Annotated in this window: 10 protein-coding genes and 1 tRNA gene; 5 read left to right on the forward strand and 6 right to left on the reverse strand. The window is 60.8% G+C overall.

The genetic code is table 11. The annotated features are described in order from the left end of the window. The first annotated feature begins 21 nt into the window (after window positions 1-21). A complete protein-coding gene (gene potE / locus DAD186_RS01860) occupies window positions 22-1,428 on the forward strand; it encodes a putrescine-ornithine antiporter (protein ID WP_065247271.1) in 1,407 nt (468 codons plus the stop codon). Between the two features lie 863 nt (window positions 1,429-2,291). Here potE and DAD186_RS01865 read toward each other — a convergent pair. The 4 genes from DAD186_RS01865 to DAD186_RS01880 all read right to left on the reverse strand — a co-directional run bounded on the left by DAD186_RS01865 (window position 2,292) and on the right by DAD186_RS01880 (window position 9,514). Beyond that, window positions 2,292-2,365 (reverse strand) — tRNA-Lys (locus DAD186_RS01865). A gap of 219 nt (window positions 2,366-2,584) precedes the next feature. Continuing rightward, the gene (lysS, locus tag DAD186_RS01870) at window positions 2,585-4,117 is read right to left on the reverse strand and encodes a lysine--tRNA ligase (RefSeq protein ID WP_065247272.1); all 1,533 of its coding nucleotides are present in this window, start codon (window positions 4,115-4,117) and stop codon (window positions 2,585-2,587) included. A 308-nt stretch (window positions 4,118-4,425) separates the two neighbouring features. Beyond that, window positions 4,426-6,606 carry an ornithine decarboxylase gene (gene speC / locus DAD186_RS01875; protein WP_065247273.1) on the reverse strand — a complete coding sequence of 727 codons (2,181 nt, stop codon included), beginning with the start codon at window positions 6,604-6,606 and terminating at the stop codon, window positions 4,426-4,428. 676 nt (window positions 6,607-7,282) lie between these two features. Then, window positions 7,283-9,514, reverse strand: a complete 2,232-nt coding sequence (locus DAD186_RS01880) for an alpha-amylase family protein (protein ID WP_236886271.1) — start codon at window positions 9,512-9,514, stop codon at window positions 7,283-7,285. A 445-nt stretch (window positions 9,515-9,959) separates the two neighbouring features. Here DAD186_RS01880 and DAD186_RS01885 point away from each other — a divergent pair, with 445 nt between their 5' ends. The 4 genes from DAD186_RS01885 to DAD186_RS01900 all read left to right on the forward strand — a co-directional run bounded on the left by DAD186_RS01885 (window position 9,960) and on the right by DAD186_RS01900 (window position 21,429). Next, on the forward strand, window positions 9,960-11,819 hold the full coding sequence (locus tag DAD186_RS01885; RefSeq protein ID WP_065247274.1) for a ribonucleoside triphosphate reductase: 1,860 nt from the start codon (window positions 9,960-9,962) through the stop codon (window positions 11,817-11,819). After that, on the forward strand, window positions 11,816-12,646 hold the full coding sequence (locus DAD186_RS01890; protein WP_065247275.1) for an anaerobic ribonucleoside-triphosphate reductase activating protein: 831 nt from the start codon (window positions 11,816-11,818) through the stop codon (window positions 12,644-12,646). The genes DAD186_RS01885 and DAD186_RS01890 overlap by 4 nt, the downstream gene beginning before the upstream one ends. A 271-nt stretch (window positions 12,647-12,917) precedes the next feature. Beyond that, window positions 12,918-19,100, forward strand: a complete 6,183-nt coding sequence (locus DAD186_RS01895) for a G5 domain-containing protein (RefSeq protein ID WP_065247276.1) — start codon at window positions 12,918-12,920, stop codon at window positions 19,098-19,100. A 214-nt stretch (window positions 19,101-19,314) separates the two neighbouring features. Continuing rightward, a complete protein-coding gene (locus tag DAD186_RS01900) occupies window positions 19,315-21,429 on the forward strand; it encodes a bifunctional metallophosphatase/5'-nucleotidase (protein ID WP_065247277.1) in 2,115 nt (704 codons plus the stop codon). A gap of 134 nt (window positions 21,430-21,563) precedes the next feature. Here DAD186_RS01900 and DAD186_RS01905 read toward each other — a convergent pair whose 3' ends face one another. Next, a complete protein-coding gene (locus DAD186_RS01905; protein WP_065247278.1) occupies window positions 21,564-21,959 on the reverse strand; it encodes a type II toxin-antitoxin system VapC family toxin in 396 nt (131 codons plus the stop codon). Continuing rightward, window positions 21,956-22,243, reverse strand: a complete 288-nt coding sequence (locus DAD186_RS01910) for a type II toxin-antitoxin system Phd/YefM family antitoxin (RefSeq protein ID WP_065247279.1) — start codon at window positions 22,241-22,243, stop codon at window positions 21,956-21,958. Before DAD186_RS01910 ends, DAD186_RS01905 begins: the two co-directional genes overlap by 4 nt. Window positions 22,244-22,291: the final 48 nt, after the last annotated feature.

Here is a 22,291-nt window from a genome sequence, read left to right on the forward strand (position 1 = left end):
CTGACTATGGAGATTTGAAACATGAACGATAAACCAGTTCAAAAGAAAATGGGAGTTGTGCAGTTGACCATCCTCACGATGGTTAACATGATGGGCTCCGGCATTATTATGCTTCCTACGAAGCTTGCTCAAATCGGCACAATCTCGATCCTTTCTTGGATTGTTACCGCCGGCGGTGCGACAATTCTTGCGTACTGTTTTGCCAAGCTTGGTCGTTACAGCCGAAACGCTGGTGGGATGGGCGGCTATGCCGAATACGCTTTCGGTAAGTCCGGCTCGTTCATGGCCAACTACACCTACATTCTCTCGCTCGGCATTGCCAACATTGCTATCGCTATCTCGGCTGTTGGCTACGGCCTTACGCTCTTCGATATTGATACGTCAGGCATGAGCAACGGTCCTCTGATTGTGGGTGGCCTCGCCATCGCCACGATGTGGCTCGCGACCGTTCTTAACTTCGGCGGTGCCAGCATTACCGGCAAGATCGGTTCAATTACCGTGTGGGGCGTTATTGCCCCGGTTCTCGGCATCTGCATCATTGGTTGGTTCTGGTTCTCGCCGTCGACTTGGACCGCTGCTTGGAACCCGCATGACCTTGGCTTCTTCAAGGCTGTTTCGTCGTCGATCGCCATGACACTGTGGGCCTTCCTGGGGCTCGAGTCCGCATCGGCTAACTCTGACGCTGTCGAGAACCCCGAAAAGAACGTTCCGATTGCTGTTATGGGCGGTACCCTCGGTGCCGCAGTCATGTACATCCTTTCGACTAACGTTGTCGCGGGTATCGTGAACCACGAGGAACTCGCTGCATCGAACGGCCCGTTCGGTCTGGCCTTCGCTCACATGTTCAACCCGACCGTTGGTCGCATCATCACTGCCCTCATGGTCATCGCTTGCTTTGGCTCGCTGCTCGGGTGGCAGTTCACCATCGCCGAGGTGGCGCGTTCGATGGCGAAGGTTGGGCAACTCCCCAAGATCTTCAACCATGTCACCAAGGCTGGTGCGCCGATTATCGGCATGTGCATCATTACGGGTCTTCAGACCCTCCTCTCGTTCTTTACGATGAGCCCGAGCCTTGCTGAACAGTTCGAGGTTCTGGTCAACCTTGCGGTTATCACGAACTTGATTCCCTACCTCCTTTCGATGGGTGCAGTCAAGATTCTGCAGAAGCGTTCGGGAGTTCCGTCCAGCAAGGCACGTGTTGTCAACGTTCTTGCGTTTATCGCAGCTCTGTACTCGCTTTACTCGCTGTTCACCGCTGGGGAGCAGGCCATGATGGGTGGCGCGCTCGTCACGTTCTTCGGCTGGACCCTGTTCGGTGTCCTCGCTCCGCGGCTGCTTGACGGTCGACAGAGCGACAATGACAAGGTTCACGAAGAGATTGAGAAGGCTAAGCAATCCCCGTCTGGGCTCAATCCAGCATCGGCTTGAGTTGGCCTCTCGGAACGGTTTCAGCTCTGGCTCTGGTTTGTAGTTTGAGCTGTAATCCCCGTTAGCGACTACCGTCCCACCTGCTAATTGCTCCTGCAGGTGGGACGGTTTTATGTGCCTTGGGTCCATTTGCCTATTGGAAATCAATGCACTACCGCACTTGTCTTAGCACCTTGTGTTTTTGTGCTGTTCCCAGACGTCTATTCAAGCCTCACAGAGGTAATGCCGGTTGGGTTGCGCCGTATGCGGGCAGGTAAGTTGCAGCACGAGTATGGAGAAAGCGTTATTGGGCTGTGTTTAGGCGGCTCGGCCTTTGAGAGATATTCGTCCTCGCCCAATGGTGTTAGCAACGCCGCCTCTTTGACGAACTAGTTCCAGTCTTTTGGATCTCGATAAGGCGTTTCGGTCGATCCTGATGCCTGGTGCTTTCACACCGGGTTTACTTAAGCCTCTTATGCACTTCCCCACGGGTCGTGAAGGGGGGAGTGCGACGAGAAGATAAGCATCGTCGCTTCTCTACCACTCGGGTGCAATTTTGGCTGTCATTGACAGGAAGGCGTCTAACCCATGTCTTGTTCCTAACGAGGGACAGACGCGTGGGGAGAAGTCGATCGGAAAGCCCTTGAAGGTTTGCGAGTGAAGTTTTGTCTTGTTGGGGCGATCTGAAGAGCATGCGGCGGCAACATTGATTGATGTCGGCACCGACGAGGAGAGAAACGTGGGCACTCCTGCCGCGAGAGCGCCGTGAGGTATGTTGTGATGTCGTGAGAAGTGATTTTAGGTGTTTAGTCCTCGCCTCGGCAGTGAGTGGTAGGCGCGTAGAAATGGAGAATCCCCACCGGAAGACCGATGGGGATTGGTTGTGCGCCATCAGGGATTCGAACCCCGGACCCACTGATTAAGAGTCAGTTGCTCTAACCAACTGAGCTAATGGCGCGATTGATCCATCATATCAATAAGGTCTGAGTTTCTCAATTCTGGTTGCGAGTCGAGTTTACGGTCGCCCAAACGAGTTTGGAAGGGGCGCAGATTATCCTCTGATAAGTGGTAACCGGGCCACCGTAGGGGCGCGTATGGTCTACCCGCGGTGGCCCGGTGCTGTTCGGGCAGAGAGCTAGTTGGTCATCAAGACTCGGCTCTTTACCCGTTTGTTGCCCTAGTTCTCGATCGGCTTGATGAGCGGGAAAAGAATTGTTTCACGGATCCCCAAACCGGTGATGGTCTGCAGAACACGGTCAATGCCGATACCCATGCCGCCTGACGGCGGGAACCCGAATTCCATCGCATCGCAGAAGTCTTCGTCGTAACGCATAGCATCTTCATCGCCGCCGGCGGCAAGTTGAGCCTGCTGAACGAACCGCTCCCTTTGGATGACGGGATCGGCGAGCTCGGAATAGGCGGTGCCAATTTCAGACCCGCGGATGTAAAGATCCCACTTTTCAACAACTCCGGGGCGATCACGGTGGTCGCGCGTAAGCGGGCTAGTTTCAACAGGGTAGTTCATGACAAACACGGGGTTGTACAGCTCTTCGGCAGGGATGAGGTGTTCCCAAATCTCTTCCACAAGCTTTCCGTGACCGAGTGTTTCTTCGTCGACATCCACTTCGAACTTGCGGGCGAGTTCGCGGAGGTGCTCCGCCGAAGTCTCAGGGGTGATCTCTTCGCCGGCATAGTGGGAGATGCTTTCGTAGAGATCGATGCGCTTCCACTCGCCGCCCAGATCGAACTCGGTGCCATCGTCAAGGGTGACCAAAGTCGATCCTGTTGCTGCAATGGCAGCATTCTGGATAAGTTCCTGAGCGAGGTTGGCCATGACGTTGTAGTCGGCATACGCCTCGTAGCATTCGAGCATGGTGAACTCGGGAGAGTGGGTCGAGTCCGCGCCCTCGTTTCGGAAGTTGCGGTTGATCTCGAATACTCGATCGAGGCCCCCCACGACCGCACGCTTCAGGAAGAGCTCAGGTGCGATTCGGAGAGAAACCTGCATATCGAACGCGTTCATGTGCGTATCAAAAGAGCGCGCGGACGCGCCCGAGGGCACAACCTGAAGCATCGGAGTTTCAAGCTCGATGTAGTTGCGTTCACGGAAAGTGTCGCGAAGAGCCTGGATGACGCGGGTGCGCAGGCGTGCAATGCGCTGGGCCTCGGGATTGACGATGAGGTCGACATATCGGCGACGCATTCGCATCTCGTCGCTGAGGTCGGTGTGGAGGTTGGGCAGTGGGCGAAGGGACTTGGATGCCATTTCCCAACGATCAGCGTAGATGGAAAGCTCGCCAGTTCGCGAGGTGCCAATTTCACCATGAACGAAGATGTGGTCGCCAATATCAACAAGACGGTTGAAATCTTCAAAGGCTTGCTCGCCCACTGCATTTTCAACGAGCATCGCTTGCAGTCGCGAATGATCGCCCGCCTGCAGAACGGCGAAGACGAGCTTGCCCGTCTTACGCACGTGAATGACGCGGCCGGAAATGCCGACGATGTCGCCGCTCTTGACCTCGGAGCCCTCGAGATCGCCGTGCTTTTCGAGGACGGCCTGGATCGTCGTGGTGTTTTCCACACCGACGGGGTAAGGCAGTCGCTCTTCCTGCTTGAGCATGTCGGCCCGCTTACCCATGCGCACCGCGCGTTGGTCAGCGGTAGTTTGGGTCTCGACGCCCGCGTTGGGGCCAGCATTGAGCTCAGACACGATGATCTCTCTCTCTTGATGTTGTGACTTTGTTCCTAGGTAAGGAACACGCTCAGTGTAACAGTAAATTCATGCAATCGTGTTACCTGTCTTACGTCGTAAAGTCGCATCCATGGTTACTTATGCGTAGCGACATCTAGGCGAATGAAGAGTATAAAAATAGACGCCTAGTTCTAGTGTGGAGCGCGATTCTGACTTTCGAATGCTTTTGAAACGGTGAATCAAAAGAAGAGCGTCCGCGTGGCGATTTGGAAAAACCACGCGGACGCTCTTCGCCCTATCGCATACCGGACTTGGTCCGGCAGCCTTTACTTGTTGCGGATGACGTACCCGTAGGCACGCTGGCGGCCGTCTTCTTCGGTCACCATGTGAACGCCCTGGAGCTCAGGAGCGAAACCGGGCAGCTGGTTGATGCCCTCTTCAAGTGCCATGAAGTAGTCGTACTGCGGGCCGCCCCAGACCTCACCGGGAACAACCACGACGACACCCGGGGGGTAGGGAAGAGCGCCCTCGGCCGCAACGCGGCCCTTGCACTCTTCGATCGGCAGGTAGTCGACGTTGCCGCGGATGAACTCGACGTTTGCTTCCTGCGGGGTCATTTCGACCTTCGGGAAGTTCTCCTCGCGGAACATGTCCTTCTGGAGCTGCGCAACCGTGCGGTTCTTGTAGAAGTCGTGCATCTCCTGGCAGAGCTGGCGGATCGTGTAACCGCGGTAGCGGTCCTCGTGCGCAGCGTAGATCTCCGGGAGAACGTCCTGCAGCGGGACGTCGTTCTCGACGGCCTCTTCGAAGCGGCGGAGCGCTGCGACGAGGTTCGAGTACTTCTGGATCGTGTCCGCCGGGGTGAGGAGGAACAGGATCGAGTTGAGGTCGCACTTCTCGGGGACGATGCCCTGCGTACGCAGGTAGTTCGCGAGAATGTTGGCCGGGATGCCGAAGTCTTCGTACTCGAAGCCACCGGTCTTGTTGATGAGGCCCGGCGTGGTGAGCAGGAGCTTCATCGGGTCAACGAAGTACTGGCCTTCAACGTAGCTGTCGAAGCCGTGCCACTGCTCGCCCGGGTGGAACTCGAAGAACTTACGGTTCGAGGCGATGGTTTCGGTGTCGTACGACTCCCAAGGCTTGCCGTCAACCTCGGTGGGGACGAACGGCTTGAGCATCTTGAGGTTGCCGAGGATGAGCTTACGAGCCTCAATCGAGTTCTTGAGGGCTTCGTCCCACAGCTTCTCGCCGGCGCCGTTCTCGTGCATCTTGGCGTTGATGTCGAGCGAGGCGAACAGCGGGTAGTAGGGGCTCGTCGAGGCGTGCATCATGTACGAGTTGTTGAACTGGTCAAAGTTCACGTACCGATCCTGGCCCTTGATGTGCGAGTCCTTCTTGTGGATCTGCGAGGCCTGCGAGAAGCCAGCCTGCTGCTTGTGCACGGACTGGGTCACGAGGATGCCGGGGTCGTTCTCGTCGAGCTCGAGGAGCATCGGCGAGCCTTCCTTCATGATGTCGATCCACTGCTCGTAGCCAACCCATGCGGAGTCGAACAGGATGTAGTCACAGAGGTGACCGATCTTGTCGACAACCTGGCGGGCGTTGTAGATCGTGCCGTCGTAGGTGCCGAGCTGGATGATCGCGAGGCGGAACGGACGCTCTTCCTTTGCACGCTCGGGGGCAACCTTCTCGAGGCGCTCACGGATGTAGTCCTCTTCGAAGCAGTGCTCGTCGATGCCGCCGATGAGGCCGAACGCGTTACGTGCGGTCTCGAGGTAGACGGGCTTGCCGCCGGCCATGATGAGGCCGCCGTGGATGTTCGACTTGTGGTTGTTACGGTCGAACAGCACGAGGTCGTCCGGGCCCACAACAGCGTTGATGGCAACCTTGTTCGACGACGAGGTGCCGTTGAGGATGAACCAGGTGTTGTCGGCGTTGAAGATGCGAGCGGCAGCTTCGGTTGCCTGAACGGGCGGGCCGTCGTGGATGAGGAGGTCACCCATGGCGACGTCAGCGTTACAAAGGTCGGTGCGGAAGAGCTCTTCGCCGTAGAAGTCGAAGAAGCGGCGGCCGGCCGGGTGCTGGCGGAAGAACTGGCCGCCCTGGTGACCGGGGCAGTCGAACGGCGAGAAGCCGCGGTTGTAGTACTTCGTGAGTGCACCGAAGAACGGGGGAAGAACCTCGTCCTCGAACTTGTCGGCGGCAGCAGCAACCTGGCGAGCGAAGTAGTCGCCCTGGAGGTCGTCGAGGGCGATAACGCCGTGGAGACCTTCGAGGTTGGTCGTGTCTTTGGTGCTCTTCACGGCAGCGAAGACGGGAATGCCAAAGCCGTAATCGTTGATCTCGGCAACCTTGCCCGCGTCGATATCGTCCTGATCGAGGATGATCGCGGAGATGTTCGCGAGGTCGCCGCCCTGGAGTGCGGTGAGTTCATAGCCGGGGATCGGGTGGATCGTGGTGTCAGAGCCGAGAAGTGCGGCACTGACTCCGATAGTCCTGCTGAGCATTTTCACTTTCCTTGCATTGGAGAAAATCTCGTCGGCACAACTCTGTCCGACTCTTTGACGCTACACCTTCACGGCGATCTTTTTCTAGGGAGTTAAGTCCCTTCTTTCGGTGGTTGACGGAATGTTCACGTGAGGGGCGTCGCGATTTGCGTACGCTAAGTGTTCGTGTAGTAGGCGAGAGGGGTGAGACTCGGCATTCAGGGCGCCTTTGAGTTTAGGTGGTAAAGGTGCGGGGTAATGGGTCGATCAGGGGTTTGGGTTTGTCGACATGGCCTGCGCAACATTGTGGTTAAGGGCACGACTTGGCGACCCCCTTGGCGGCGGCGGAGGGGCGCGCGGCGCGACTTTGGGTCGCAGGTGTGATGTTTTCAGCGCACCGCAAGCGACAAATATGCAAGTGCGGACCGCTTGGTAGACCATAGTTATGACGGATGTCGACGAACTGGTTCGTTATTAAAGTGTTTTCCGCTGCAAGTAATTGGCGCCCTTTTTGCCGCCTTTCGATGGCTTCTCAGTTTTCGTTGGATCTCCAGCGATGGGATGCCGTCGACGTTGCCTCCCGAAGTGTCGCTCCTTTGTGCTGGGGCAGCAGTGTGCGTGTGCGCGGGGCGATGCTCCGAATCTTGGGGCGGAGTCAGGGTTCTTTGCCCTGAGGTGCGTGTAGCGGAAAGAGGCACTACTTTTGCGGGGCTGTCCGCTCCGGCCCAAGGAACCACAATGTGGCATAGGGCTGAATCATGACCTGGTCCACGTCGAGGTCCCATTCGACGCCGGCGATCGCTTCGCGCGGCGTTGACCCCACGAACTCCCGGAGGAACGTCGGATTGAGCGGCACCGGGTACTCACTCATATTGAAGACCTCGAGCATTTCGCTGAGCGGGTGGTCGCGATGAAGAACGAGGAGCCGCGCATCTGGCGCCGCCACCGCTGTGGAGGACACGCTCGCATGGAGCTGCGGCAGGCCCTTTCTCACGCTGACGAGGTGCACGAAACGGGAGAGCACTTGTGCGGCGGCAGGCGTCGGATGGGAAGCCGAACCCGAACCCAGCTCCGCGCTCGCACTCGAGCCTTGACCTTCGTCGACCTGCGCGAGCGCCTCCCGCGCGAGTTCCCAGTCCATGCGGGGGCGGTGCACCCAGCGGTTGTCATCGGCGTGGGCGGGGTCGCATGCCCAGTGGGGGTCATTCAGCATGCCGAGCTCATCGCCCATATAAAGCAGTGGCTGCCCGCCGAAGCCAAGCATGGCGGCGTGTAGGAGGGTGATGCGGTCGATCGCGAGGGCGATGTCGCTCTCGCGCCCCGATTTCAGCGCTTTTTCGAGCCCTGCGAGCGAGGCGAGGGAGCCGCTTATGCGCTTATCGCCGGTTGTGGGGTTGTGCTGGAACACGAGGCCCTCGGCGAAGCTGCCGGGGAAGGTGCCGGAGTAGAACTCGGAGAGAAAAGCGCGGTGCGCGAATCCGTCGAGGCCGGCCTCGGCGGCGTCGGCATCGGTGACGGCCCAGCCAATGTCATCGTGGCAGCGCACATAGCTTCCCCATGTCGTGTTCGCCGGTTTCGGCGGGAACTTCGCGAGCGCCACGCGCAAGAGAGTGGTGTCGCGTGAGGCGAGGGCGCTCCACAGCTGCACCATGTAGCTGTTGTGGTAGGTCATGTCGGAGAGCTTGCCGGCGTGTTCGCCCACGCCGAGGTAGCCCACGAGGTCTTGGGGGCCCACGATCGCTTCGGCTTTGAGCGCGAGTGCGGGAGCGGCAATGCGGGCCGCCGCGCGCAAGGCGCGCGTGAGGAAATGTACCTCCGGCAGGTTCTGCGAATCGGTTCCTTTGCGCTTCCACGTGAAGGCGATCGCGTCGAGCCGCAGCAGGTCAACGCCACGGTTGGCGAGGGCGCAGATGATCTCCACGAATTCGCAGAACACATCGGGGTTTGCCCAATTGAGGTCCCACTGGAAGTCGTTGAAGGTGGTCCACACCCAACGCTGCAACGTTTCGTCGAACGTGAAGTTGCCCGGCGCGAAGTCGGGGAAAATCTCCGGAAGGGATTTTTCCCATTCGTCGGGTTCGGTGCGATCGGGGAATGTCAGGAAGTACTTGAGGTATTTGTCCTCGCCGGCCCTCGCGCGCTCGGCCCATTCGTGTTCTTTCGCCACGTGGTTGAGAACGAGGTCGAGCTCGAGGCTCATCCCTTTCTTATGCAGCGCCGAGGCGAGGGATTCGAGGTCGTCCATTGTGCCAAGATCAGCGCGCACCTTGCCGTAATCCTTGACCGCGTAACCGCCGTCGGAATTGCCCTCGCGTGGTTCGAGCAGCGGCATGAGGTGGAGGTGCGTGACGCCGAGGGTCTCGAGGTAATCGAGGTGCTGTTCCACGCCGCGCAGGTTTCCCGCGAAGCGATCGGCGTAGGCCACGTAAGCGAGCTGGCGCGGGTCCTGCAGCCAATCGGGGGAGAGGAGGCGCTGCTCGTCGAGGGTGCGCAGGTCCTCGCTGCGTTCCACCATCGCCTTCGCGACGATGCCGAGGACGCGTTCGAAGGTGTCGTTGGCTTTTTCGCCGTAGATCATGGTGAGGCCGCGCCGAAGATCGTCGCCATAGCGGGCAAGACGCAGGTCGAAGCTGGTCGTGAGGTGGCGGCTTGGCGTCTGCTCGTCGGTGGCCTGAGGTGGTGCGGCCATGGAGCCGCGCTCGTGTGCGGGCAGGGGAGCGGCGTGCGTTTGGCGCTCTTCGGGTGGGAGCTGGGTGCGCGGCGCGGGCGCGGTTCCGGGCGGCGCCCCCTGTGGGGTGACCTCGGCTGCGGGGGGTGTCGTGGGTTGTGGGTCCGACGCTTGCGCGTCTTGCACGCGCTCCTTTTTCGTGCGGGCGCTCTCGGGAGAATTCGCTGGCGAGGAAGTCTTTTTTCTGCCGAAAAGTGCCACGGGAAGGTCCTTTGCTGGGAGGGGCCGGCGCTCCTCGACAAGTCTATCGGCCTACTCCGTGGAAGTTCGGGGACTCTGCGCCACCTATTGCGTCAACCCAGCTCACCCAGCCTCCGCTGGAATCGGCACCTGCTGATGCTTGCTTCCCGAGATCTGCGATCACGAAAGTGGTGAAAAATCGCCGCCTCGCGTCGAAAAGCAATCATCTAACGCGGTTATTCACCACTTTCATGAATCTGGATGCGCGACGACCCACCTCCGGGACGCTCGTCCCGATCTGTGCCGCTGACACCGTCACTGAAACCACTACATATTGTGGCCACCGCGTGTCGCACCACAAGATGTTCCGTCTCCGGGGGAATCTGGGTGGGCAGTCGAGAGCGGCGCCACCGCGGCCCCATCGGCGCATACAGCCACACCACCCTTTTTGCGATAGGAGCGCACCATGCCCGCACGCCAGAAACCTGAGCGCACCCTTGTGGACCCGATTTCCACAATCAACGATTATCTTGCTCGCGCCGATTGGCGCGTGAATGCGAACGCGAATCAGGGCTACAGCGTGGGCGGGCTAGTGCTCAATTCTGCGGGCAAGCTCGTGGCGAACTACTGGCTCGACGAGGTTTTCAGTGAGGAGGCGGGCCGAGCGCACCGTGAGGGGGACATCTATATTCATGACCTCGACATGCTCACGGGCTACTGCGCGGGCTGGTCGCTGCGAACCCTTCTTCAAGAGGGATTCAATGGTGTGCCGGGGGCGATCGCTTCGGCCCCGCCGAAGCATTTCTCGAGCGCATGCGGGCAAATCGTGAACTTCCTCGGCACGCTGCAAAACGAGTGGGCTGGCGCGCAAGCGTTTAGTTCATTCGATACGTACATGGCGCCATTCGTGAGACTCGACGACATGAGCTACGACGAGATTCGTCAAAACATGCAAGAGCTCATTTATAACCTCAATGTGCCGAGCCGCTGGGGAAGCCAGTGTCCGTTCACGAATCTCACCTTTGATTGGAACTGCCCCGAGGACCTCAAGGAGCAATACCCGCTTGTAGGTGGCGAGGTGTGCGATTTTACGTACGGCGAACTGCAAGAGGAAATGGATCTCATCAATCGCGCCTACATCGACGTGATGACCGAGGGGGACGCCAATGGTCGCGTGTTTACCTTCCCCATTCCCACCTACAACATCACGCGCGATTTTGACTGGGATGCACCGAACACCGAGCGCCTCTTCATGATGACGGCGAAATACGGCCTCCCGTACTTCCAAAACTTCATCAACTCGGAGCTTGACCCCGGGCAGATTCGCTCGATGTGCTGCCGCCTTCAGCTCGATCTTCGCGAACTCCTCAAGCGCGGCAACGGTCTATTCGGCAGCGCCGAGCTGACTGGCTCGATCGGCGTGGTCACGATGAATATGGCGCGCCTCGGCTACCTTCACAAGGGAGATGAGCGCGCGCTCGTGAACGCTCTCGATCGCCTCCTCGAACTCGGGAAAGACACGCTCGAAAAGCGCCGCGCGACCGTGCAGGAGCTCATCGATCGCGGACTCTACCCGTATACGAAGCGCTACATGGGCCACCTCGGCAACCACTTCTCGACGCTCGGCGTGAACGGTATGAACGAAATGGTGCGCAATTTTACGGGCGACACCGAGAACCTCGTGACGGATGCGGGGCGTGCGATGTGCGTGCGCATCCTCGACCATATTCGCGAAAAGATGGTGCAGTTCCAGGAGGAGACGGGGAACCTCTATAACCTCGAGGCCACTCCGGCGGAAGGTGCAACGTATCGCCTAGCGAAAGCCGATCGTGAACGCTTCCCCGGTATTCTCCAGGCCGGCACGGATGAAAATCCGTATTACACGAATTCCTCGCAGATTCCCGTGGGCGCCACCGAGGATCCGTTCGAGGCACTCGAATGGCAGGACGAGCTGCAAACCAAATACACCGGCGGCACCGTGCTGCACCTATACATGAATGAGCAAATGAGTTCGCCCGAGGCCGCGAAACAGCTCGTGAAGCGCGCCCTCTCGAACTTCCATCTTCCGTATCTCACGATTACTCCGACCTTCTCGATCTGCCCGAGCCACGGCTACCTCAAGGGTGAACACCACGAGTGCCCCACATGCGGCGACGTATGCGAAGTATGGACGCGTGTCATGGGTTATCACCGGCCGGTAAGCTCGTTCAATATCGGGAAAAAGGGCGAATTCGAAGAGCGTACATTCTTCACGGAAAGCGCGGCCGGAAACCACGGGAAAATCACGGGTTCCGACGCTCGCTCGGCAACCGTCGTGACTGCATGAGCGCACGCTCCACCCCGCCTGCGGCGGAGGATCTGCGAATCGCGGGCCTCGTGCCCCTTTCAACCGTGGATTGGCCCGGCACGCTCGCGGCGACCCTGTTTCTCCAGGGCTGCCCGTGGAGGTGCAGCTATTGCCACAATCGGGCGATTCTCGATCCGCGCACGCCGGGCACGGTGTCGTGGAGCGAGGTTCGCGACCTGCTGGCCAGGCGGCGTGGCCTTCTCGACGGTGTCGTGTTTTCCGGAGGGGAAGCCACAATGCAGCACGCGCTCATCCCCGCGCTCGAGGAGGTTCGCGACCTCGGCTTTCGCGCCGGTCTTCACACGGGAGGCGCGTTCCCTACACGCATCGAAGCACTCGTGAATGCCGCGGGCGGCCCCCTCGTGGATTGGGTGGGTTTCGACCTTAAAGCTCCGCCCGAGGTTTTCGAGGCAACCGTCGGAATTCCCGCCGCCGGGCGGGGGCCCGCCCGATCCTGGGAAAACTCGCGGCGCTCGTTTCTCGCACTTGCGCGCGCCGGCGTTGACGTGGAGCTCCGCACGACTCTTACTCCACTGCTCGCCCCGTATGCGCCGCGAATCGTGGAAGTCGCTTCGGATTTGTGGCGCGAGGCGGGCGCGCCGCGGTATGCGCGGAGCCTGGTGTTTCAGCAGGTGAGAGCCGTCGGAGTCTCTGAATCTTTTGCATGCTCGCTTCCCGAGAAGCCCCGGTGGGATCGCATGTTTGAGACGGTGCTCGAGAGCGCGCGCGCCACGGGTGAAATCGTGGGAGTCGACGTCGAGGCGCGCCGTGCGGATCTCACTGAGGCGAATGTGATGAAAAAATAAAAGGTGAGATGTGCTCCCACTGCTCATCCTCGTGGCGAAATGTGAAACGAAAGGCCTGGTAGGTGGCGATTTTTGGAATTGCTCACGAGAGGGAAATGGGGTCTAGCGCGGAGTACGGGTGTGCGTTAGGCTCAAGGGTGGTAACGAGGTGATTTCTGCGCCTACGCCGCCCGGTGGCGTTGGCGGAGAGATCCCAAGTGATGATGCACTGCATCCGTCGCGCTCATTCCCCCTGAGCGCGGCATTTTCCCCAACTAAGAAGGATTGAAGAATGGCTTCTTCTCGTAGTACGGCACCCCGCAGGCTGAGGCCGCGCGCCGGTGTTGCTGCGCTTTCGGCTGTCGCGCTCGCGGTAGGCGCGCTCGGCGCATTTCCCCACAGTATTTTCGCGCCGCAGCCCGCGGCCGCCGCGACACTCACCGGAGGCATCCGCGGCGCCAACGGCGAAGGCGTCGTGGAAGAGGACGCTCAGAAGGCCTCGGACCTGCCGGCGGGTTCCTGTACGCTTAAAGGCGCTTCAGGTGAAGGTAGCCAGGCGGGCTTCTCGTGGGATATCCACGAGCCCGGCAAAGTTAGCGCCGACAAAAGGTCGTTCGGGGTGCAGCTCTCCTTCGATGGTTCAAAGGATCGCACCTTCAATGACTGGGTTGTGCGTGGCACAAACGCTAAAGCCGGTGAATACGCGGTCAAAGGTGAATATCCCGCCCTGGGGCCCAACGACCAGAACCCTCTCAAGGGCTTCGAACCCCCAACGGACAAGGCCGACGAGGTCTTGTCCGTCGCTAAAATCGGTCGTCAACCCTGGACGGCGACGATAGCTCCGGAGCTGTCGCCTGAGAAGATCGCGCAATATGCGGAGGCGACCGCAGAGGAGCCCGTAAGGTACCTCTGGGCTGCCCGGTATTCCCAAGACAATCCGCATAGCGATACCCAGTTGTTCCGTTACCCAGACGTCAGCGCAACTGTGAACCCGTGGCCGAGCGAAAACGTGGACTGTAACCCGATCACGGTGACGTGGGAGGACATCACGAAGCACGTGATCGTTCCCGGCGAAGAAACCAAGGTGGGGCACATCAACGTGCCGAAGCCCGCAGAGGGCGCTGACGATTCGCTCTCCCGCATCGTCGTCGAAGCGAATGATGGCACCGGAAAGTTCCTCGGCACGAGCGACACCGCAGCCTCGGGCGGCGGCGAAAAGCTCCTGCGCGTGGATGAGAACGGCGATATTTTCTACACGTGGCCTGCATACCGCGATGCGGACAATGCCGATCAGATGAAGGAGCAGCGCGAGATCGCCGGCCAGCAGAACGTGAACTTCTCGGTGATCGCGAAGCCGCGCACGGTGAAGCAGCTTGAGGACGCGGCTCTCCAGCGCGATAACGGCCGAGCGTTTGCCGTCGTCTCTGAAGAGTCCAATTCGCTGAAGCGCTACAACACGCCAAACGTGATCGACAGCAAGCCGTTCTCGCTTGATGACACGATGTACCACGATCCGGGGTATGACAAGGCTGACGCAACCATCATCTCCGGCGTCGAGGGACCGAAGGGCCCGCTCGCCGAAGCTCGCCAGTCGGTGACCTTCACGCAGGTTCCCGACAAGATCGCTGACCTCATCAAGAAGAAGGGGGACGGCGGCCAGGAGGCCACGGTCGCGCTTGACGAGACGTACGTCTACGACGGGTGGGACGTTGCACTTGACCCCGCCACGCATAACGTGACCGTGACCGCCCCTGAGAACCCCGTCCCGGGCACGTTCGCCCAGCCGCGCGTGGTTGTCACGTATTCCAATGGGTCGAAGGACGTCATCCCGCTGCTCGTCGTGATTGACCCGAACAACACGCAGGTCACGGATCTCGTAAACCCCGGCATGACGAAGGGGGCGCCGAACACGTCGCTCACCTCGCAGATCACCACGAAACCCGTCATGAAGGGTAAGAAGGCAGTCGCGCCGGCGAAATTCGAGGTTGATCCCTCGACCGTTCCGAGCGGTTGGACCGTGACGGTGGACGAGACGGGGAACGTCACGGCGAAGGCCGACGACACGGTGCCTTCCGGTACCGTCATTACCCCGAAGGTCACCGCAACCTACCCGGACCAGACCACCGACGAGATCAAGGTGCAGTTCCAGGTTGTGGAGAACATCAAGGTGCCGGAGTACCCGACGGTGACCGGTACGAACGGTGACAAGGTTTCCCTGCCCGTGAGTGTTCCCGAGGAGGGGCTGACCGGTAGCACGGATGACGCTGCCCCGAACCGCTACACCTTTGAAGATGGCAGCCTCACCTACACGAATGGTGACTGGACCGTCACGATCGACGAAAACACCGGCGAGCTCACCTCCACCATCCCCGCGAGCGCCGAAGAGGGCGACACCCTCGACGTCCCCGTGCTCGCGCACTACGCCGATGGCGTGAAACCGCAGAAGGTGACCGGCACGATCGCGGTCATCGCGGACGGTGCTATCCCGAGCTACTCCGTGGAATCGACAAGCCCGAACACCGCGGCAACGCACAAGATCGACGGCGCGCCCAAGGGCTCCACGTTCTCCTTCGGCATCAAGGACGGTCAGCCCGTCACCGAGCAGGAGGTCGACGGCTGGAAGTACACGATCGATCCCAAGACTGGTGACGTCACCGCTACGCCGCCTGCTGATGCGAAGCCGGGCGACAAGAAGACCGTCTCCGTCACGGTGAATCGCCCCGACGGCTCCACCCCGAAGGTGCCCGTCACCACCGTGGTGAAGCTGTCTAATAACTGGGAAGCTGAACCTTCTTATCCCGTAGAGACCGTGTACCCGGGCGAGACCGCTAAGTTGCCGGTTGCTCTGGATAAGCCGGACAACGTCAACGTCGCGAAGGAAAACCCATACAAGCTGGGTGATGTGCCTGCCGGTTGGAAGGTCATCATTGACGACAACGGCCAGGTCACCGCGACCGCTCCCGCAGACGCGAAGCCAGGTGATCAGGTCAAGATTCCGGTTACTGTGACTTACGAGGACGGCTCTACCGACACCGCTTACGCTGTGGTGAACGTTATTGACGTTCCCACCCGCGAGGTGCCGTTCAAGGTCGAATACAAGTACGACGACACCATCCCTGCCGGCGAGTACAAGGTTGAGACCAAGGGCGAGCCGGGCTCGGAGAAGCAGAACAAGGACGGCAGCTGGGAGCAGACGAAGGCTCCGGTGAACGAAGTCGTCGTCATCGGCACGAAGCCCGCTGCAAGCGCCAAGGAAGTGACCTGGAAGGTTCCGATCCCCTTTCCGACTGAGGTTCGCGAGAACCCGGAGCTGAAGCCTGGTGAAACCCGGGTAGTCCAGGAAGGTGAGAACGGCGAGAAGACCTACACCGCCAAGTTCACCGCCGAGGGTGGCGACGCTCAGGTGGCCGAAGAGGAAACCACTAAGGAGCCGAAGCCACGCATCATCGAGCACGGTCCGGGCCTGGCCCCCAGCGAGCTCGTGACAAAGACTGAGAAGCCGATTCCTTTCCCGACGAAGGTCGTTTTCGATGGCACCCTCGCCGAGGGTGAGCAGGTTATCGACCAGCAGGGCGAGCTCGGCACCGAGGTAGAGACCTCGACTCAGAAGCTCGTGGACGGCAAGCCTTCGGGTGAACCGACCGTGACAACTGAGCGCACCAAGGAACCAACCGAGCAGATCATTCGCGTAGGTACGAAGACCGCCGGTGAGACCAAGAAGACCGTCGAGTCCGAGGTCCCGTTCGGTGTGAAGATCGAGTTCGATCCGAACATGCCTGCCGGTACGTCTGAGGTTGTGACCGAGGGCAAGCCAGGTAAGAAGACCACCACGGTGACCCAGAAGGTCACCAACTCTCAGCCCGATGGCGAAGCCACCGTGGAGGAGAAGGTCACCGAAGAGCCCGTCGACCAGGTCATCAAGGTCGGCACCAAGCCTTCCGAGGCGTCCGAGAAGGTCATCTGGACTGCCCAGGTTCCGTTCGAGGTCGAAACCCGCCCGAACCCGGAGCTGAAGCCGGGTGAGATCAAGGTCGTCCAGAAGGGCGTGCCTGGGGAGAAGACCTACACTGCTGACTTCACTGCCAAGGGCGACCAGGCAACTGTCACCCCTGAAGAAAAGCAGACCAAGGACCCGGTCAAGGAGATCATCGAATACGGCCCGGCAGCCGAAGACACCACCGTCGTGACCAAGACGGAGAAGCCGGTGCCGTTCGAGACCACGATCGTCTTCGACGACAAACTCGAGGCCGGCAAGCAGGTTGTCGACAAGCAGGGCGAGAACGGCACCGAGGTTGTCACCTCGACGCAGAAGATCGTCGACGGCAAGCCTTCGGGCGACCCCGAGGTGACCACCGAGCGCACGAAGGAGCCGACGAACGCGGTGATCCGCGTGGGTACCAAGACTGAGGGCACGAACACCATTGAGTCCGAGGTTGAAGTTCCGTTCGAGACCGAGATTCAGTTCGATGACTCCCTGCCGGCCGGTACCCAGGAGACTGTCCAGGAGGGCAAGCCGGGCAAGGATAAGGTGACTACCACCCAGACCATTGAAAACTCGAAGGTCACGGGTACGACGACGTCCACCGAGCGCATTGCTGAGCCGGTCAAGAAGATCATCAAGGTCGGCACTAAGGGTGACACCACCTCCAAGACCGTAGAGTGGACCGAAAGCACCCCGTTCACGGTCGAGGTTCGCGAGAACCCTGAGCTCAAGGCCGGCGAGACGAAGGTTGTCCAGGAGGGCAAGCCGGGTGAGGTCAAGCACACCATCACGGTGACTTCCGACAACGGTGAGATCACCACAGATGACTCGACTGAGACCGTCAGCGAGCCGACCAAGCAGATCATCGAGGTTGGAACCGCCCCGGCACAGACGGAGCTGACCGATAAGCACACCGAGCAGCTACCGTTCGAGACGATCGTCGAATCCGACCCGAACCTCGAAGCCGGTAAGGTTGTCGAGGATCAGCCTGGCGCTTTCGGTGAGAAGGAAGTCACCAAGGTCTGGAAGCTGGAGAACGGCGTTGCCGTTGGCGATCCGGAAACGACCGAGAACGTCACCAAGGAGCCGACTCCGCGCAAGCTGCGCATCGGTACCAAGACGACTGGCACGAACACCGAGTCCTTCGAGACCGAGGTTCCCTTCGGCGTGAAGGTCGTTTACGACCCGAACATGCCTGCTGGCGAGTCCAAGGTGACCACCGAGGGTAAGCCGGGTAAGAAGACCGTCACGATCACGCGAGAGATCGTGAACTCGGTTCCTGGCGAGCCGAAGCTCACCGAAGAGGTCACCGAGCAGCCCGTTGACCAGGTGATCACCGTCGGCACGAAGCCTGGCAAGGCTACCGATGAGCTCACGTGGACGACCGCCGTCGGCTACGAGACCATCATGCGACCCAACCCCGACCTCGCCCCCGGCGAAGTCAAGGTTGTGCAGGAAGGTGAGTTCGGCGAAAAGACCATCACGGTCAAGTTCGATGCCACGATCGAAGAGGGCGGCATCCCCAACGTGTCGACCCGCTCCGACGTCACGACCAAGGACCCGAAGCCGCGCATCGTTGAATACGGTCCGCGCGCGAAGGACACCTCAGTGGTGACGAAGATTGATCGCCCGATTCCGTTCGAGACGGAGATCATCACCGATGACACCCTCGAGTCCGGTACGCAGGTCATCGACCAGAAGGGCGAGAACGGTGTTGAGGTTGTGACCTCGACGCAGAAGATCGTCGACGGCAAGCCTTCCGGCGACCCCGAGGTGACCACCGAGCGCACGAAGGAGCCGGTCAAGCAGATCATTCGCATCGGCACTAAGTGCGACTGCGATAACCCGAACCCGGCTCCGACGGACGATCCGACGGATAACCCGACGCCGGGTGAGGACCCGACGCCTGCTCCGGGTGAAGATCCGACGCCTGCTCCGGGTGAGGATCCGACGCCTGCTCCGGGTGAGGATCCGACGCCTGCTCCGGGTGAGGATCCGACGCCTGCTCCGGGTGAGGATCCGACGCCTGCTCCGGGTGAGGACCCGACGCCTGCTCCGGGTGAGGACCCGACGCCTGCTCCGGGTGAGGACCCGACGCCTGCTCCGGGTGAAGATCCGACGCCTGCTCCGGGTGAGGACCCGACGCCTGCTCCGGGTGAAGATCCGACGCCTGCTCCGGGTGAAGATCCGACGCCGGCTCCGGGTGAGGATCCGTCGGATGACCCGACGCCTGCACCGGGTGAGGGCCCGACTGATGGACCGAGCGTTGAGCCTGGTACGCCTGATGAGCCTGGTACGCCTGATAAGCCGGGCACGCCCGATCAGCCTGCTACGCCCGAGAAGCCTGGTACGCCCGAGAAGCCGAGCACGTCGCCTCTGCCGCTGCCCCGTACTGGCGCAGAGATCGCCGCGACGGCAGGCATCGCAGCGCTGCTCGTCCTTGGCGGCGTGGGTGTCCTGGCACTGCGCAGGAAGTCGCGTTCGCAGCGCTGATGAAGCGCCGATGAGGCTGTGAGGCCTCGTCGCTCACCGCACACAAGTGGCGGGGGAGCGGGAGAGATCCCGAGCCCCCGCCACTTTCGTATGCCCAGGGGAAAACGCGCACGTTCACCAAGCCGTCACCGGACCCACCCCGAATGGCAAACCCGGGTGAGTAGCCTTGGGGTGCTTCCCCCACTCCATGCCCCCATCTCCGTGAGGATCATTCATGCGCCTTTTCCCCCGCCGTGCCCTGCTGACAGGCGCGAGCCTGGCCACAGCCAGCGCCCTTGCCCTTTCCGCGACCGCACCCGCGCTCGCGACCGTGAACGATGACGGTTCGAAGACTGTCACCGTTGCAGCCTTCACCGACCTCCACGGCCACCTTGAACGAGTCCCGAACCTCGCCTACCAGATCGAACAGATCAAGGCCGAAAACCCGGGCGACACGATCGTTGCATCCAACGGCGACTCGGTGGGCGGCAGCGCCTACATCTCGTCGGTGCAGAAGGACGAACCCACCATTGAGGCGCTCAACGCGATGGGCCTTCAGGTGTCCTCGGCCGGCAACCACGAGTTCGACAAGGGCTACAAAGAAGACATGGCCGTTGGTGCCCGCCTGAACAAAGAATCGAGTTTCCCGTATCTTGCCGCGAACCTTACCGGTGCCGATCCCGAAGCGATCCCGCCGTACACGATTATCGACACGGACTCGGGCGTGAAGGTCGGTTTCATCGGCACCGCGCCGATCTCGTCCCCGAAGGGCATCGCGGTGGCTTCCTTCACGAACCAGGGCCTCGCCGTCACGGACCCGGTTGCGGCTGTTGATAAGTACGCGGCGCAGCTGAAGGACGGCGACGAGTCCAACGGCGAAGCCGACGTCGTTATTGCGCTTGTACACGACGATGCCGAGATCGCCGCCAAGGTCGGTGAGAACGTCGATGCCGCGGTGGGTGGCCACAGCCACCGCAAAGCGGAACTCACAACGGCGAGCGGGGCTCCCGTGATTCAACCGGCGAACTTCGGCAAGCTCCTTGGCCGCTTCGACATTACCGTCGCTGCGGACGGTGAGGTGAGTGTGGAGGCATCCATGAGCGAGGTTGCCGACATCGAGCAGACCCCCGACGCGCCCACCAATCAGAAGGCCATGGACATCTACTCGAAGGCCGCCGCCTACGCGGAGAAGACCAACAAAACCCTCGCCGAAATCGAGGGCAAGGCCCTTACGGCCCGCTCCTCGGGCGCCGAATCCACGGCCGTGAACATGATTGCCGACGGTTTTCTTGCGTGGGGCAAGGGCCAGAAGCAGGGCGCCGATCTCGGCTACCAGAACGCCGGCGGTACCCGTGCTGACCTTGATCCGAACCAGGACGGCAAGATCACCGTTGTCGAATCGGGAACGGTGCAGCCTTTCGGCAACACCCTCGGCACGGTCGAGATCACGGGCGCGCAGCTGGTCGGTCTCGTGGAAGCCCAGTTCGGTACCGACGACTCCGGCAAACCACGTGTCAAGAATGCAGGCTTCAGCCGCAACCTTTCCTACACCTACAACCCCACCTCCCCCGAGGGCTCGAAGGTGATGGATGTGCGCCTCGACGGTAAGCCGGTCGAGGCGAAGACAACCTACACGGTCGCCACGACTTCCTACCTCCTCTCGTCCGTATTCGGTGAGGGCAAGAACCGCATCGATTCGACCGAAGTTGACCTCGACGCGTTCAATGCATGGCTCCAGAAGGTCTCGCCTTACAAGGTCGATCAGGGGCAGCGCGGCATTGGCTTTGCGGCCTCAGCAGAGTCGTTCAAGGCTGGCGACAAGGTTGAGATCAGCCTCAGCTCGCTGTCCATGACCGCTGACGAGGACAAGCCGACTGAGGCCATCATGTATGACGAGAAGGGCAACGAGCTTGGCCGTGGTCCTGTGGACAACACGCTTGATGGCAACGAGACCGGCAAGGCCACGTTCACCATCACGATCCCGAACTACACCGAGGCTGGTTCGTACGTTTACACGATCAAGGCCGGCGCCACGACCGGCTATGTTGTTCTCGCGTTCGATCAGAGCGCTGTAGCGCCCGATACCGGGAACGGTACCGAAGAGGCCCCGGCGGATGGGTCCGGCCAGGATGATTCCGACGGTACCTCCGCTCCCGGCGATACCGAGGGCGTTCCGGCGCCTGCTGGCGGCAGGGGCCAGGATGTTTCCGGTTCGGCTACCTCGCGCGGTTCGCGTGTGTCGGCGCTTCCGCGTACGGGTGCTGAGTCGCTTGGTGTTGCGGGGGTGGCCTTCGCGATGGTCGCTGCAGGTGGCGTGCTCGTCGCGCGCCGCCGCGCTGACCGCGCCTAGCTTCTCGCGATCTGCGTCGTGCGGGACTCGGGCCCGGGCCGATGAGGCTCGGGACCGAGTCTTGTCGTTTAATGGCGGCGGGCTGGGTGCCGAGCCCTCCCGAATTTCGACGGGAAGATGTGCGGGCTCGGCGACTATGAGGGGGCGATGGTCTCGAGGCCGACGCTTTCGCAAGCTTCCGCGAGGCGGTGATCGTATGTCAGCATGGCGGCTGCACCCAAGCGGAGAGCGCTTTCGAGATGGAGGGCATCGAGGGTTCGAAGATGCTTCCCGGGCAAGAGGCCTGCGCTCCGAAAGGCTGTGCGATCCAAAGTGGCGAGTGAAACCCCGGCGAGGATTGCCGTGGCGACTTTTTGCTCGACGCCTTCGCGAACGGCGATCCGCCTCAGCTCAGTTTCGAGCAGGTCGCTCGAAACGAGTTCGGTCTGTGAAGCGTCGAGCCAAGAACTGAGCGCGGAGGAATCCGGTTCGCCGAGGAGTAGCTTCGCCAACGCGGAAGTATCAACATAGATTCGCGGCGCGACAGTCATAGTCGTTCCGCCCGCACGTCATCTAATGCTCGCTGCGCGCGACCGCTCGGAAAGGACGTGACGTGGGAATCGACGAGGTCGCTCCAACCGCCGATTCTCGAGGCGGGCCGCGTGATCGGAAGGCGAGGTTCCTGTTCGTCGATGGGCACGAGACGAGCGACAGCTTCGCCGCGATTCGTGACGACGAAAGATTCGCCCGCAGCGACTGCGCGTAGCACGCGCGCGGATTGATTCCTTAGCTCACGCTGCGGAAGGGTACGGTCAATTCCGAGTGCTTCGCTCATGCGGCAAACGTAGCACGTGTGCTACGCCGGCTCAAGGGGAGTGCGCCG

Source organism: Dermabacter vaginalis (assembly GCF_001678905.1).
Lineage (GTDB): Bacteria > Actinomycetota > Actinomycetes > Actinomycetales > Dermabacteraceae > Dermabacter > Dermabacter vaginalis.